A 14224-nucleotide genomic window follows, 5' to 3' on the forward strand; every position below is an offset into this window, starting at 1 on the left:
ACCTACTCAGACATATGTGGCATCGAGTGCGAGGCCTACAGTGCCCGCTGGAGACCGCCGATCATCACAGAGTAGGCACTGTGGTGTGTGGCAGATGGTAAGGGGGCAATCAGCTCGGACAGTCCCTGTTTGCGGTGACGTCCAACTACCAGCAGCTGTACTGAATCACGCTCGTGCGCAATATATTCGGTTATTTTACTTGACGATATGACGACGTCGATGGCGGCGTCGGGGTGTTTATTGCGCCATGGTTCGAGGAGCTTTTCTAGGTGTGCCCGCAGGACGTCGGCATCAGCGCGGAAGGTACCGTTGCCTTGACGCGCTCGGCACGCGATGACGCGGACACCGGCGTTTCGTAGCGTCGCGGCGCTCAGACCCTGCATCAGCACATCATCGAAATCCAGTGAATCTTCGAACTCGATGATGACGCTGCCCTGCCTTCCGGAGGCATACTCCTGTCCTCGCACAACCACAACGGGACACTGCGCCAGTCTTGACAACGCGGCGGCGGTGGACGTTGTTCTGTGGTCTGCCGCGCGTTCACGACTCAGTGCCCCAACACATACCAAGGCTGCAGAATGAGACTGCCGAATCAGCACGTCTAATGCCGTGCCTTGAAGAATCTCCACTTCCAGCTTGACAGGCTTGTCGCATGACTGCACAGCGAGTACCGCGCCCTGGGTGGCAATCTCGGCGGTCGCGATGTCGTAGGCCGCGTAGATATCCTCGCTTGACGGGGGTCGAGGCTCGATAGCGAATACGAGACGCAAAGGGATGTCCCGATTTACTGCTTCGTCTACCGCCCACAGCGCGGCCGCTATGGCCCGATGCGATCCGTCGACGCCCACGACCACTGCCGCTGCGGGTTTATGGTCCTCATGATCGACCGGGTGCTGTCGACCCTTGTTCGCGGTTCCATTGTCTCGCATCACATTAGCCTTCCGCGGTGCGCTTAATTCGCAATACATTGCTGCGTTAGTAATAAGCATCTACGGATTCGCAAATAGTAATTAGTGCCAAGCGTCCGTTCCCGTGAGGACAAAAGTCCGCGACGCATAGCTCACACCGGGTGACCAATGGCGACGTGGGAGGGACCGCAGACCCCAGTACTCGGCACGGAATGACCCCTAACCTGCGTAGAAGATACCGGTGAAAGGAAGTGCTTGTCATGTACGAATTCACGCAAAAAGCTGGTGTTGTCGTTGCCGTGGATGGCTCTGCAGAGGCTGCGGCGGCGGTCCGTTGGGCCGCCCACGAGGCGGCGCTGCGCCGCGACCATCTGACGATCGTCTCAGTTGTCAGTCGCGACTATCTGTACATTCGTGACCCCGCCACCCAAGACCGCGTTTACCGGTGGCAGCGCCATCACTGCGAGGAGGTGTTGAGGCGTGCTCAGACTATTGCGGAGGATGCGGTGGGCGCTGCACTGCCGGAGATACGAACCGATCTGATCTTCGGCAAGCCCGTTCCTGCGATCGCGGATATCTCGAAAGACTCGCGTGTATTGGTCGTCGGCCGACGCGGTCTGGGTACGTTCGATCGCCTCATGGCTGGCTCGGTGAGTTCGGGGTTGGCGCGCTACGCACACTGCCCGGTAGCGGTCGTCCAGGAGGAACCCGACCGCAATCAGGATGGTCCGGTCATTGTCGGTATCGATGGGTCGCCAATCTCTGAGTCGGCCATTGCCTTAGCGTTCGATGAAGCGTCGCATCGGGGCGTGCCCTTGGTGGCGATGCACGCATGGGTGGACGTTTTGGACACGGCCCCAGAGTTCGACTGGCGTCTGGAGCGCGAGCAAGCAAACGAGCTACTGGGTGAGCGATTAGCGGGCTGGCAGGAGCGCTATCCGGACGTGAAGGTGATTCGCAAGCTGGTGAAAGCGCACCCGGGCCGTTGGCTGATCGAGCATTCACGGAATGCGCAACTCGTTGTCGTCGGCAGTCACGGACGCGGTGGATTCGCAGGTATGTTGCTGGGGTCTGTGAGCCGAAATGTTCTACACGCATCGCACGCCCCGGTGATCGTGACCAGAGGCCATTAGCAGCTGGAGGTCGTCGTGGACATGCTGATTCTCGAGTTCTATCGGTACCTGGCCGCTCGGGTTTGCGGACGCGATCCCGACATCAGTTTTTCAGCACGAGTCTCGGCACTCGCGGAGCTGACATTGGGGATTCTTGCTGAGTTGACGATTGCTGCGATCGCGGCGATACGCACTGGCGCACAACACAATATATGAAAGGAAGCGCATCATGGACACTCTCACACCAGCCGATCCGGACTATCAACAGGCCCTACTCACGCGAATCCGCGATGTAGCCATCGAGCAGTTCGGCAGGAAGGGATTCGACACCGATTTGGTGTCGATCGCACAAGAGGCCGGCGTCGGTCTAGAGCTAACAATCGAGTTGGTAGGCACGGCCGGAGATCTTCGCAGTGCATGCGACGCCCACGTCTTGGAATCCATCAAGGAATCGAAATCAGAAGCCTTGCAGTCCATGTCGCCGGACGACTGGTTCCGGCGACTCGCCCATATCGACTCATATGCCCCGATGATGCGTTACCTGGCCCGCAGCATGATCTCGGGTGGACAGCTCGGCCGCACTTTGATGCAACAGATGATCGACAACGCCGAGGCATATCTCGAAGATGCCGTCCACATGGGCACCGTCCTGCCCAGCCGCGATCCGAAGGCGCGAGCCCGCTTCTTGGCGCTCAACGGGGGCGGCGGGTTTCTCCTGTACCTGCACATGCACCAGACCCCTGACGACATGACAGCCGTTCTGCGGGACTACGGCCGGGACATGATCATGCCCGCGCTGGAGCTTTATACGAACGGCCTGCTTGCCGGCAGTGCGATGTATGAGGCCTTCTTAGCCCGTTCCGAGAATGAGCAGCAGTTAGCAACCTAGAGTCCAGCGCACAGGTAAGTGTGTACTGGCTTGCTAGACAAGAAAGTTCAGAATTGTTTAGGTGAGCTGTGATTGACAGGACGATGGAGCATTCTGGCGAACCGCATCAGGCGAGCACAGGGAGTCGGCTGAACTGGTTACGCGCGGGTGTTTTGGGTGCCAACGACGGCATCGTATCGACGGCCGGCATGGTGGTCGGGGTCGCCGCCGCGACCATCGAGCGTGCTCCAATCTTGACCGCCGGCCTGGCGGGTGTCGCCGCTGGTGCCGTCTCTATGGCATTAGGCGAATATGTATCCGTCAGCACGCAACGCGATACCGAGCGGGCACTTCTCGACAAGGAACGAAAAGAACTACGGGATCTGCCTGCCCAGGAGCTCACAGAGCTTGCGTCGATCTATGAATCAAAAGGCCTCTCCCCTGTCACCGCCCGACAGGTGGCTGCGGAGCTGACCGCACACGATGCGTTCGCTGCACACGCCGATGCGGAATTGGGGATCGATCCGCACGAGCTGACGAACCCCTGGCATGCTGCGTTGTCGTCGGCCATATCGTTCTTGACCGGCGCTGTTCTTCCCATGATTGCCATCCTTGCGCCGTCACCAGCTTGGCGAATTCCGGTGACAGTGGTCGCAGTCTGCATCGCTCTACTTCTCACCGGGTGGGTCAGTGCCACCATTGGCCAAGCAAGCCGGCCACGTGCAATCCTGCGGGTAACTATCGGCGGCCTAACTGCTATGGGTGTCACCTACCTCATAGGAACGATTGTAGGACAAGCAATCTCGTAGTTTTACTAGCGCGCGTTGAACGCCTCGATTGCTGTAGGCAACGTGAGGTAGATTCGGTTCTCGCCTATCCGAGTCAACATGCCTGCTGCTGCCAGCGCATCCCGCAGGTCCTGTTTTACCCGCGCCATCGCGAATACCGTTCCTTTGTTCGTCAAGTCTTCCCGGAGTCGGTCCAGTGCATCCAACGCGGTGAGGTCTACGTCGACGTTCGCTTCCGCGTTCAGGACGAACCATTCAACGGGTTGCGCGTTCGCGTCCACTGCGGCCATCGCACGCCGGCGAAAGTCCTCGGCGTTGGCAAAACACAGTGGCGCGTCATATCGGTAGACCACAAGCCCAGGCACTGCGTGTGCACCCGGATAGTCGTCGACATCATGCATTCCGGGCACGCCCGGGACGAACCCGAGCACGCTGTCGTGTGGATGAGCGACTCGACGAAGCAGATCGAGAATCGAGAGCGCCACCGCCGCCAGAATCCCATAGAGCACCCCGACGCCAAGCACCGCAAGAGTTGTAGCCAGAGCGATGATCAACTCGCTGCGCCGAAAGCGGGCGAATCTACGGTACTCGGATACGTCGATCAGTTTGACGGCAGCAAAAATGATCAGCGCTCCGAGTGCTGCGCGTGGAAAATGCGCCAATGCGCCGTGCGCGAGTAGCAGAACAGTCAGCACAAGCGCGAGTGTCACCAAGGAATACAGTTGACTGCGACTCCCCGCGGAGTCACCTAACGCCGTGCGACTCCCGCTGGAACTAATCGGGAAGCCCTGCGTCAAGCCAGATCCGATGTTGCACAGGCCGAGCGCGCGTAGTTCTGCATTGGCATCGATATCTTCGTTCCTACGGTTGCCGAACGCGCGTGCGGTCAAGATGTTGTCGGAGAAGGCGACGATCGCGACGGCCAGCGCAGGCATGATGAGACTGCCCAGGCTGCCGAATCCGATCTGCGGTAGCTGCGGATGCGGGAGCCCTGCTGGAACTTGACCGACGAGTTCGATGTGCGAACGCGCAGAGGGTATGACCCCTACGGCAGCTGCCGCCAGCACCACTGCGATCAGCGGACCGGGTGCCAGGGGTGCTAATCGTGCGATCGCAAAGAGCAATATGAGCACCGTGGCGGCGAGTACGAGCGTGGGCCAGTTGATCTTTCCTATCTCTGCGGCGAAGGATCGTAGTTGGTCGATGAATTGATCACCAAGGTTCCTGGTGCCGGTGATTATCCCAATCTGGCTGCCTACCATGGTGATTCCGACTCCACCCATGTATCCGACCAGGACTGGATGCGACAGCAAGTTGGCTAGTACACCGAGTCCCGCGATCCCGGCAAGGAAGCACACTGCCCCGACCAGCAATGCGAGCCCGGCCGCCAGGGCACCGTAAGCCGCCATATCTCCGGATGCCAGCGGAGCCAGTACTACCGCAGTCATCAACGCCGTGGTGGATTCAGGGCCTACAGACAGCTGCCGGGACGAGCCCATCACCGCGTAGAGGGCCAAGGGGGCCAGCGCAGCCCAGAGACCCGAGACCGGTTGCAGGCCAGCGAGGGTCGCATACGCCATGACCTGAGGAATGAGGTAGGCCGCAACCGTGATGCCGGCGAGGATATCGCCCCGTAGCCAGCTTTTTGGGTAGATCTGCAGCTGCGCCAAGCCCGGTGCGCAATCCCGCCATCGCATGGTGAAGATCATGGTGCGTCAGCGTTCATCATGGGGCTGAACGGCGCACTGGGCCGGCACCCACTGCCACCACACTGGTTGAATCTCCTGGTTCCCTATTCGCCCACGCACTCAGGGCAACGGCACTGACCAATGGATATTGGTGCCGCCGCGAGACGGTGAATTGATGGTCAGCGCTCCCCCGCTCGCGGCCGCCCGCGCCTCAAGGTTTCGCAATCCCCGCCGCTGAGCGGTTGCCGGTATGCCGACTCCATCATCGGTCACGTCGACGGTCACGTTGTCGCCGACGGCGACCAGTACGTCAACCTCTGACGCTTGCGAATGCCGCACGGCATTGCTCACGGCCTCACGGACGACAGCGCACGCATGTTCGGCGATGTCGGCAGGTATGACGTCGAGCGGTCCGGTCAACCGGACCGCAACTTTCAATGGGGTTTCGTCAGTCAGTTCGGCGATGATCTCGCGTAACGCCGATCGCAGTGACGGACCTTCTCTGGCAACACTATGCAGATCAAAAATTGCCGTACGAATGTCCTGGATGACGTTGTGCAGCTGATCAATATGCTCCGACAAGCGCGAGGCCACTAAGGGCGACTTAGCCGCCCGGCGGTGTGTGCCCTGCATCGCCAACCCGATGGCAAACAGGCGTTGGATCACGTGGTCATGAAGATCACGCGCGATGCGGTCGCGATCGGACAGCATCTCCATTTCATTCATGGTTGTTCGGATCTCGGCCTGCTCCAGCGCCAGCGCTGCCTGGTCGGCGAAGGAAGCGGCCATATCGAGCTGCTCGGTGTCGAATGCCGTTCGTTTGACGGTACGTACCAACAGCAGAACTCCGGCGGTGGACTCGTGCCCCCGCAACGGGAGCACCATCGCCGGCCCAAACTCAATATCGGTGCTCGCCGCGACATCGAATTCAAGCTGTGGGACCGTACGCGGGGCGCGCTCACGGAAAGCTGCTCCCGACGTCGACGCGGCGACAGGAATCCGCATTCCGGTGAGGTGCTGTGCTTCCGCCCCTGCGGACACCGCAACGACGAGCTCCTCAACGCCGACGTCGGTACCGGCTCCGGCGGGCAGTGCGATCAACGCGTAGTCGGCGCCAGTCAAGGTGGCCGCGTGTGTGGCTATCAGCTGCAGCGCCTGGCCCGGGTCGACCCCCGCGAGCAGCCTAGAGGTCACTTCGCCGACGGCCTGCAGCCACTGCTGACGTTGACGGGCTTCCTCGTACAAGCGGGCATTCTCGATGGCGATCCCCGCAGCGCCGGCCAGGGCCCGCACGATGACTTCGTCATCAGCTGTGAATTCCTCGCCGTTGTTCTTTTCGGTCAGGTACAGGCGGCCGAATACCTCGCCACGCAGCTGTACCGGTACGCCAAGAAACGAGTGCATCGGTGGGTGGTTGGGCGGGAATCCCACCGATGAAGGATGGTGGGCAAGCTCAGAGAGCCGCAGCGGCTTACCTCCTTCAATCACTACGCCCAGGACCCCGTGTCCGGTAGGCAGTGGCCCGATACGTTCTCGAGTCGGCTCGTCGATGCCCTCGTAAATGAACTGAGCGAGCATGCCCTCGGATCCCAGGACGCCAAGTGCGCCATACTGTGCGTCCACGAGTTCAGTTGCCACTTTGACGATCTGGCGAAGAGTCACGTCCAGATCCAGACCGGCGCTGACTGCCATGACGGCATCAAGGAGCGCATCGACACGAGCCCTGGTCTCGGTGATGATGTGCTCTATGCGCCCCTGCACCTCGGCCAGTAGTTCACTAAGCTGGATATGCGCAAGCTGCTTAGTCACCGATTCCTGGGCACCCGACCTGCCGGCCACGTATCAACTGTGACAGAACCTGTGCACACGCACCAGCCGACGGCACATTTTTAATGCCTTGAGAAACGTTCCGCAGAGATGCGTCGTTCGGCGAGTTTGGTCGCAAGCACCGCGGCTTGAGTGCGTCGTTCCACACCGAGCTTGGCAAGCAATCTCGACACGTAATTCTTGATCGTCTTTTCCGAAAGGAACATCCTCCCGGAAATCTGCCGGTTGGTGAGGCCCTCACCGATCAGTTCCAGCAGCGTCTGCTCCTGCTCTGTGAGCGCGGCGATCGGTGATGCCTCGCCGGCAGCGCGTAGTCGGTCCATCAAGGCTGATGCTGCTCGGTTATCGAGAAGTGATCGGCCTGAGCCCACAGTGCGTATCGCGGACAGCAGCTCCATGCCTCTGATGTCTTTGATGACGTATCCCCCGGCGCCAGCCATGATGGCATCCAGCATCGCCTGCTCGTCGGTAAATGATGTCAGCATCAGACAGTTCAGCTCGGGGCAAAGCGCGCGGAGATCTCGGCATAGTTCGACCCCGTTGCCGTCCGGTAATCGGATGTCGAGTACGGCGATATCGGGTTTGGTGGCAGGAATCCGCACCATCGCTTCGGCCACCGTTCCGGCCTGCCCCACCACAACCAGGTCCTCTTCATCGTCGATGAGATCGGCCACACCGCATCGCACGATCTCGTGGTCATCGACCAAGAACACGCTGATCATTCTCGTTCTCCTTCCCAGCGCCAGTTCTGCACTTCGGGGAGGTCGTCTCCGTGTGTGCGGATCCACGCACGATGGCGATCGTGGATTTGATCCATTTCGTCTCGTAGACGTTGGGCAGCTGCATCTTCAAGTAGCCCCGGGGTCCTCTCCAAGACATCGATCACCAACTGAAACCGGTCCATCTTGTTCAGCACCAACATGTCGAACGGTGTCGTGGTGGTGCCTTCTTCCAGGTAACCCCGCACATGCAGATTCGCATGTCCGCCGCGGCGATACGTCAAGCGGTGAATCAGTGAAGGGTATCCATGAAACGCGAAGATCACCGGCCGGTCCGCGGTGAATAGGGTGTTGTATTCGGTGTCGCTCATGCCGTGTGGATGTTGGCTATCGGACTGCAGCCGGAACAGGTCAACAACATTCACTACCCGAATTTTCAACCCAGACAGGCGCTTCCGCAATATCGACACTGCCGCAAGCACTTCGATGGTCGGGACATCGCCGGCGCAGGCGAGAACGACATCGGGTGTGTCCCCGGCGTCACTGCTCGCCCACTCGAAGATATCCGCGCCCCGCGCGCAATGCAGGGCTGCCTGTTCGGGATTGAGCCATACCGGCGTGTAGTTCTTGCCGGCCACGATGACATTGATGTAGTCGCGGCTAGCCAGACAATGGGCGGCAACCGATAGCAGGGTGTTGGCATCCGGCGGCAGATAAATCCTGGCCACCTCGGCGCGTTTATTGGCGATATGGTCAATGAAACCTGGGTCTTGGTGGGAGAAGCCGTTATGGTCCTGGCGCCACACATGCGATGTCAGCAAGTAGTTCAGCGACGCGATCGGTTTGCGCCACGGCAGTTCTCGGCTGACCTTAAGCCATTTTGCGTGTTGGTTGACCATCGAATCCACGATATGTGTGAAGGCCTCGTAGCAGGAGAACAAACCGTGCCGCCCGGTGAGCAAGTAGCCTTCCAGCCAGCCTTGGCACAGATGTTCGGACAGTACTTCCATGACGCGCCCGTCGGGGCCCAGGTGCTGATCGCCGGGCAGAATCGTCGCGCTCCACTGCTTGTCGGTGACGTCATAGACATCCCCGAGTTTGTTCGATTCGGTTTCGTCCGGCCCGAACAGGCGGAAGTTTCTGTGGCCGGCGTTGCGCACCATGAGTTCGCGCAAGTATCGGCCCAGTACCCTAGTCGGTGATGCGGTTACTGCACCTGGCTGACCGGTGACGACCCCGAAGGTCGCTGGATCCGGGAGGGCCAGCGAAGCCAGGAGCGCGCCACCGTTGGCATGCGGATTCGATCCCATGCGGCGGTCGCCCTGCGGAATCATTTGGGTAACAACACGTGAAGGACGCCCCTGACTGTCGAAGAGCTCTTCTGGCCTGTATGTCCGCAACCACTTGTCCAGCTGCTCCAGATGTGACGGGTCCTCGCGCACATTGGGCAGGGGCACCTGATGTGCCCGCCAGGTGCCTTCAACCTGATGACCGTCGACCATTGCCGGGCCGGTCCAGCCCTTGGGAGTGCGGAGCACGATCATCGGCCAGAGCGCCCGATGTAAGGTGCCGGAGCGCGAAAGTACTTGGAAATCATGGATTTCCATAACGGCCCTGTCCAGGGCAGCAGCCATTTGTTGATGCATGTCCTCGGGTTGGTCACCGTTGACATAGATAGGGCTGTACCCGTATCCGCGGAACAGATCCTCAAGTTCTTCACCGGTGATTCTCGCGAGCACCGTCGGGTTGGCAATCTTGTAGCCGTTGAGATGAAGGATTGGCAGAACCGCGCCGTCTGTGGCCGGGCTTAGGAACTTGTTGGAATGCCAGCTTGTCGCCAAGGGCCCGGTTTCGGCTTCGCCGTCTCCGACTACACAGACGGCGATGAGGTCTGGGTTGTCCAGAACAGCACCGTAGGCATGCGCCAGGCTGTAGCCAAGCTCTCCGCCTTCGTGGATGGAACCGGGGATCTGCGGCGCCACGTGGCTGGGCACGCCGCCGGGAAACGAGAACTCCCGGAAAAGTTTTCGCATTCCTTCGGCGTCCTGGGCGATGTCGGGGCGCACATCGCTGTAGCTGCCCTCCAGCCATGTGTTGGCGTACAGTGCCGGGCCGCCGTGTCCGGGGCCGATGACATACATGGCGTTCAGGTCGTGGGTGATGATGGCACGGTTCATATGGGCGTAGATGAAGTTCAGCCCTGGTGAAGTTCCCCAATGCCCGAGCAGTCGGGGCTTGATGTGTTCTGCCAGTAGGGGTTGCGTCAACAGCGGGTTATCCATCAGATAGATCTGCGCGGCGGTGAGGTAATTCGCGGCGCGCCACTGCGCGTCGACTGCCCGGAGTTGATCGCCAGATAGCGGACCCGACCGAGGGCGGGTCGCGCCGCGTGTCGCAGTCACCATCATTTGTCTTCCGATGCATGTGCGCGTGCGATCAGTACTGGGCACACAGACTGATGGATCAGGGCATGGCTGGTTGAGCCGAGGAAGAAGCCCCCTACATCGCCACGACCACGACTACCGACCACGATCAATTGGGCGTGCTGTGCCCAGCGCAGCAGCACATCTGCTGGATTACCCTTGCTATGTACGCGGTGGACCGTTACGTCGGGGAATTTCTCCTGCCAACCGGCGAGGCGCTCGGCGAGGATTAGCTCCTGTTCCTGCTCGATGGCGATCCAGTCCATCTTGCTCCATGCGGTGTAGGCGTAAACGTATCCCGGCGGAACCTCGTTCCACACGTGCACCGCCGTCAGCTCGGCACCCCGCATCGATGCCTCCTCAAAGGCCCAGGCGATGGCATCTTCACTTGATGCTGATTCACTGACACCCACCACTATCGGGCCTGCCGCCTGAATGCCTGATTCACGCACGACCACCACCGGGCTGTGCGCCTTGGCTGTCAGTGACACCGATACCGACCCGGCCAGCATTCCCGTGAACCGGCCCAGCCCGCTGGAACCGACGACGGTGAGCAGCGCCTCCTCGGAGAGATCGATAAGCGTGGGTACGGGCCGCGCTGTCACTTGACTGGTGGAGACCTCAAGCTTGGGGTACAGGGCATATGCATGGTCCTTTGCCTGGCTCAGGAAGGCGGCCCCATCCGAATCCAGATGGTCATAAAAACTTGCCGCCGCACCAAGGTTGAAGCCGTACCCGAAACTGGCGTAGTCAACGACGTGAACCAGGCGAAGCGGTAAGTTACGTCGCTCTGCCTCGGCTCCAGCCCAGGTGAGCGCATGGAGCGCGGACGCCGAGCCGTCGATCCCTACCAAGATGTAAGGACGCGGTGTAGTGGTGTTCATGTTGTCCTCCGAGGTAGGTGGCGGTAACTGTTGATCACGACGCTATTGCGGTCGGCCGGATGCCCCTACGGTCGAAAGTCCCCTCCGGACAGGACCCCGGACCTGTAATTCCGGCGCGGTCCGAATGCCCACAACCGCGGGACTAATTGCCCTGACCTGCGTGTCCGGTTGGGGCGAATCCTCTTCATACGAAGACTTGGAGGTATCGAGATGGCACAAGTACTGCTCGATCGTGACGTGGTGGTCAGGGCGGTCCAGGTGGCGTGCCGGGCGCCGTCGGTCCACAACAGCCAACCGTGGAAATGGGTGTTAGACGACGAACTCAAACTCTTTCTTGATCTCACCCGTGTGCTGACTATCGATCCTGCGCGGCGAGAAGCGTTGATGAGCTGTGGCGCGGTCCTGGACCATTTCAGGGTGGCCGCTGCAGCTTCAGGGTGGATAGTGCATCCGGAGTATTTTCCCAACCCCAACGACGGAACACATTTGGCGACAATGAATTTCGCGAAGATGCATTATGTCACCGATGCGCATCGCGATCGGTTGAGAGCTCTGGAACGGCGGCACACCGACCGCCTTCCATTTTTAGGACCGCAACGTTGGGCGGTGACGGAGCAATTGATGCGCCAAGCGGTCGGGAACCGCGCCTTTCTCGATGTTCTTGATGTTCACGCCCGTCCCCGCGTCGTCGAAGCCGCTCAGTTAAGCGAAGGCCTGCGCCAGTACGATTCGACATATAGGGCCGAAATTGATTGGTGGACGGCACCATTCAAGTTATCGGAAGGAATCCCCAATAGCTCATTGTTATCCGCTGAAGAAAGCGAACGCGTTGATGTCGGTCGAACGTTTCCTCTGGCGCTACACCGCGAGCGGCGCTCCAGTGTGAAGGAGGATGAGGCGACTCTTCTCGTGTTGTCGACCGCCGCGGACTCTCCTGACGATTACCTGCGCTGCGGCGAAGCGCTGTCGGCGTTACTACTGGAGGCGACCATGGCGGGCCTGGCGACCTGCACGCTGACGCACGTCACCGAATTGGAGGCAAGCCGGAAAATCGTCGGCGAATTAAGTCAGCGGGACTACCCGCAGGCAGTGGTTCGGGTGGGTACAGTGCCCGCGCTGGATCCGGTGCCCGCGCCTACCCCCCGACTTCCGTTATCGGCGGTACTGCATTTCGGCGGCAAGTAGCCGCCAAATTATGGGACGAGCACGGCGGCGCCGCTGAACCGGCCAGCGGCGAGATCGGCCAATGCCTGGTCGGCATGGCACAGGTCGTAACGAGGTCCGGACAGGTGTAAGCGATGTGATGCGGCGAAATCGAGAAAGGCGCGCGAGTCGGCCCGCGTGTTCGCTGTCACCGATCGGATCTGCTTCTCTTGAAACAGGTGTTTCTGATAATTCAGCACGGGGATATCTGACAGGTGTATGCCCGCGATCGCCAACGTACCGCCGCGATCCAGCGCTTCCAGAGCGGGGATGACGAGTTCACCCACCGGCGCGAACAGTATGGCGGCGTCCAATGACACGGGTGGCCTATCGGCCGGTCCTTGTGCCGAGTTGACCCCGAGCTCGCGAGCGAGTGCCCGCGCCCCGACACCTCGGGTCATGACGTGGACCTCCGCCCCCTGAGCGAGCGCCACTTGCGCTGTGATGTGTGCGCTTCCGCCGAATCCGTAGATGCCCAGGCGACCACCGGGCGGCAGTTGTGCACGCAGGAGCGCACGATATCCGATGATTCCGGCGCACAGCAGCGGGGCAAGCTCAGTATCGGAGTACCCCGGAGGCAGCGCCAAGGCGTACGCGGCCGGCGCGGTGGCGTATTCGGCATATCCACCGTCAGCGTCCCAACCGGTGAATTGCGTTTCTGAACAAAGGTTCTCATCGCCTCGCAGGCAGTATCGACACACGCCGCAGGTATGCCTTAGCCATGCGATACCGACGCGGTCGCCGATCGAGAATTCGTCCCCAAGTCCGGCGCCCATTCCAATCACCTCGGCGACAACTTCATGTCCCGGCACAACATCTGGCCGATGTGGGGTGAGGTCCCCCTCGGCGACGTGTAGATCGGTGCGACATACGCCGCAGGCTAGGACGCGGACGAGCAGGTCACCGGGTGACGGCTGGGGAAGCGCGGAACGCACTTGTCGTAGCGGACCGTTGACGATGGGTCCCGGCCGATGTACCTGCCAGGCAAGCATGTCCGTGTGAGCCACGGCTATTTCCTTTCCCGTGCAGGAGATGCTCTGAGATCAATGATCACTCTTCCTGGACCCATTGCCATGCACAAGGGCATCGAAATCTGAATCCCAGCGGGCATATCGATGCCGATCGATGAGCCACCGTACTTGCCTGACGACACCCAGAATGAGCCCTACCGAGATCAGCCAGAGCATGGTTGCGAAACCTGCACCATCCGTGACTGCGCTCTCCGGCGCCATGGGTGCCTGCACATGTCGCCCTGATTGGTCCACCCAGATAGAGAAACGATCTCCAACGTTGAGTTCCTTTCCATACCGCACGGTGTCGCGATGCCGCACTCCCGCGTGATCCCACGCAGCAGGGATCAGCACGACGGTGTTGTAGCGGTGTTCAACGACGCTGTCCACACCGACCGCTATTGCTTGCACCTGGTGACGTGAAAGCTGTTGATCGGAGATGTTGCGACGTTCGGCGTCGTACATCGCCGTTCCGAAGGCGCCCGCTACTGAGATCATCGCTATTGCCGTAAGCCAACCCAACACCTGGACTGCGGCGTCTAGGCGATCGGATCCACGAATCAACGGATGTCGCCGGAAAAGTCGGGTCGCCAAGTTCCGGTAGTACCGAAATATCAACGCGGTCATGCCCACTCCTACGCCGACGATTAATCAGGACCATCCGATAGTGGCAAGTCCGTCGTTTACGGCCGAGAGCCCGGAGCCTCCATTCCACCAGGTCATTGGTCGCGTTCTCCGTCGGCATTTCGACTCACTGACGCGCATACAACTGGCTCGGAATCAGGGACTTAGGA

General features: G+C 60.4%; 12 protein-coding genes. 4 read left to right on the forward strand and 8 right to left on the reverse strand.

Annotation, left to right across the window (positions count from 1 at the left end; translation table 11 throughout):
- Nucleotides 1-35: 35 nt before the first annotated feature.
- The gene (locus HBA99_RS12975) at nt 36-929 is read right to left on the reverse strand and encodes a universal stress protein (protein ID WP_070952519.1); all 894 of its coding nucleotides are present in this window, start codon (nt 927-929) and stop codon (nt 36-38) included.
- 239 nt (nt 930-1168) lie between these two features.
- On the opposite strand from HBA99_RS12975, the gene HBA99_RS12980 reads away from it, so the two are divergent.
- The 3 genes from HBA99_RS12980 (at nt 1169) to HBA99_RS12990 (ending at nt 3697) form a co-directional block, all read left to right on the forward strand.
- Nucleotides 1169-2041 (forward strand): universal stress protein, encoded by an 873-nt coding sequence (locus HBA99_RS12980; protein WP_057969738.1) that lies wholly within the window; start codon nt 1169-1171, stop codon nt 2039-2041.
- A 208-nt stretch (nt 2042-2249) separates the two neighbouring features.
- Complete coding sequence (locus HBA99_RS12985; protein ID WP_070952521.1) at nt 2250-2909, forward strand: TetR/AcrR family transcriptional regulator; 660 nt, start codon at nt 2250-2252, stop codon at nt 2907-2909.
- Between the two features lie 83 nt (nt 2910-2992).
- Entirely contained in the window at nt 2993-3697 is a 705-nt protein-coding gene (locus HBA99_RS12990; protein ID WP_070952522.1) for a VIT1/CCC1 transporter family protein, read from the forward strand.
- 5 nt (nt 3698-3702) lie between these two features.
- On the opposite strand, the gene HBA99_RS12995 is transcribed toward HBA99_RS12990, so the two are convergent.
- From HBA99_RS12995 to HBA99_RS13015, 5 genes are all read right to left on the reverse strand, one after another.
- The gene (locus tag HBA99_RS12995; protein WP_070952523.1) at nt 3703-5385 is read right to left on the reverse strand and encodes a SulP family inorganic anion transporter; all 1683 of its coding nucleotides are present in this window, start codon (nt 5383-5385) and stop codon (nt 3703-3705) included.
- 99 nt (nt 5386-5484) lie between these two features.
- Nucleotides 5485-7203 (reverse strand): sensor histidine kinase, encoded by a 1719-nt coding sequence (locus HBA99_RS13000; RefSeq protein ID WP_057969724.1) that lies wholly within the window; start codon nt 7201-7203, stop codon nt 5485-5487.
- A gap of 50 nt (nt 7204-7253) precedes the next feature.
- Nucleotides 7254-7913 carry a response regulator gene (locus HBA99_RS13005; RefSeq protein ID WP_057969723.1) on the reverse strand — a complete coding sequence of 220 codons (660 nt, stop codon included), beginning with the start codon at nt 7911-7913 and terminating at the stop codon, nt 7254-7256.
- Nucleotides 7910-10315 carry a phosphoketolase family protein gene (locus HBA99_RS13010; protein ID WP_070952524.1) on the reverse strand — a complete coding sequence of 802 codons (2406 nt, stop codon included), beginning with the start codon at nt 10313-10315 and terminating at the stop codon, nt 7910-7912. Before HBA99_RS13010 ends, HBA99_RS13005 begins: the two co-directional genes overlap by 4 nt.
- Nucleotides 10315-11217 carry a universal stress protein gene (locus HBA99_RS13015; protein WP_070952525.1) on the reverse strand — a complete coding sequence of 301 codons (903 nt, stop codon included), beginning with the start codon at nt 11215-11217 and terminating at the stop codon, nt 10315-10317. Before HBA99_RS13015 ends, HBA99_RS13010 begins: the two co-directional genes overlap by 1 nt.
- A 210-nt stretch (nt 11218-11427) precedes the next feature.
- On the opposite strand from HBA99_RS13015, the gene HBA99_RS13020 reads away from it, so the two are divergent.
- Nucleotides 11428-12402, forward strand: coding sequence for an Acg family FMN-binding oxidoreductase (locus HBA99_RS13020; protein WP_057969720.1), 975 nt, complete (start codon nt 11428-11430; stop codon nt 12400-12402).
- Nucleotides 12403-12410: 8 nt separating this feature from the next.
- Here HBA99_RS13020 and HBA99_RS13025 read toward each other — a convergent pair whose 3' ends face one another.
- Both HBA99_RS13025 and HBA99_RS13030 read right to left on the reverse strand, forming a co-directional pair.
- Entirely contained in the window at nt 12411-13412 is a 1002-nt protein-coding gene (locus HBA99_RS13025; protein ID WP_057969719.1) for a zinc-binding alcohol dehydrogenase family protein, read from the reverse strand.
- Nucleotides 13413-13463: 51 nt separating this feature from the next.
- Complete coding sequence (locus HBA99_RS13030; RefSeq protein ID WP_081347747.1) at nt 13464-14057, reverse strand: Rv1733c family protein; 594 nt, start codon at nt 14055-14057, stop codon at nt 13464-13466.
- Nucleotides 14058-14224: the final 167 nt, after the last annotated feature.

Source organism: Mycobacteroides chelonae, from assembly GCF_016767715.1.
GTDB classification, from domain to species: Bacteria; Actinomycetota; Actinomycetes; order Mycobacteriales; family Mycobacteriaceae; genus Mycobacterium; species Mycobacterium gwanakae.

Excerpts from the sequence above, each read along its gene's own strand:
- HBA99_RS12975 (WP_070952519.1), bottom strand. The coding sequence starts at position 929 with ATGCGAGACAATGGAACCGCGAACAAGGGTCGACAGCACCCGGTCGAT.
- HBA99_RS12980 (WP_057969738.1), top strand. The coding sequence starts at position 1,169 with ATGTACGAATTCACGCAAAAAGCTGGTGTTGTCGTTGCCGTGGATGGC.
- HBA99_RS12985 (WP_070952521.1), top strand. The coding sequence starts at position 2,250 with ATGGACACTCTCACACCAGCCGATCCGGACTATCAACAGGCCCTACTC.
- HBA99_RS12990 (WP_070952522.1), top strand. The coding sequence starts at position 2,993 with ATGGAGCATTCTGGCGAACCGCATCAGGCGAGCACAGGGAGTCGGCTG.
- HBA99_RS12995 (WP_070952523.1), bottom strand. The coding sequence starts at position 5,385 with ATGATCTTCACCATGCGATGGCGGGATTGCGCACCGGGCTTGGCGCAG.
- HBA99_RS13005 (WP_057969723.1), bottom strand. The coding sequence starts at position 7,913 with ATGATCAGCGTGTTCTTGGTCGATGACCACGAGATCGTGCGATGCGGT.
- HBA99_RS13010 (WP_070952524.1), bottom strand. The coding sequence starts at position 10,315 with ATGGTGACTGCGACACGCGGCGCGACCCGCCCTCGGTCGGGTCCGCTA.
- HBA99_RS13015 (WP_070952525.1), bottom strand. The coding sequence starts at position 11,217 with ATGAACACCACTACACCGCGTCCTTACATCTTGGTAGGGATCGACGGC.
- HBA99_RS13020 (WP_057969720.1), top strand. The coding sequence starts at position 11,428 with ATGGCACAAGTACTGCTCGATCGTGACGTGGTGGTCAGGGCGGTCCAG.
- HBA99_RS13025 (WP_057969719.1), bottom strand. The coding sequence starts at position 13,412 with ATGCTTGCCTGGCAGGTACATCGGCCGGGACCCATCGTCAACGGTCCG.
- HBA99_RS13030 (WP_081347747.1), bottom strand. The coding sequence starts at position 14,057 with ATGACCGCGTTGATATTTCGGTACTACCGGAACTTGGCGACCCGACTT.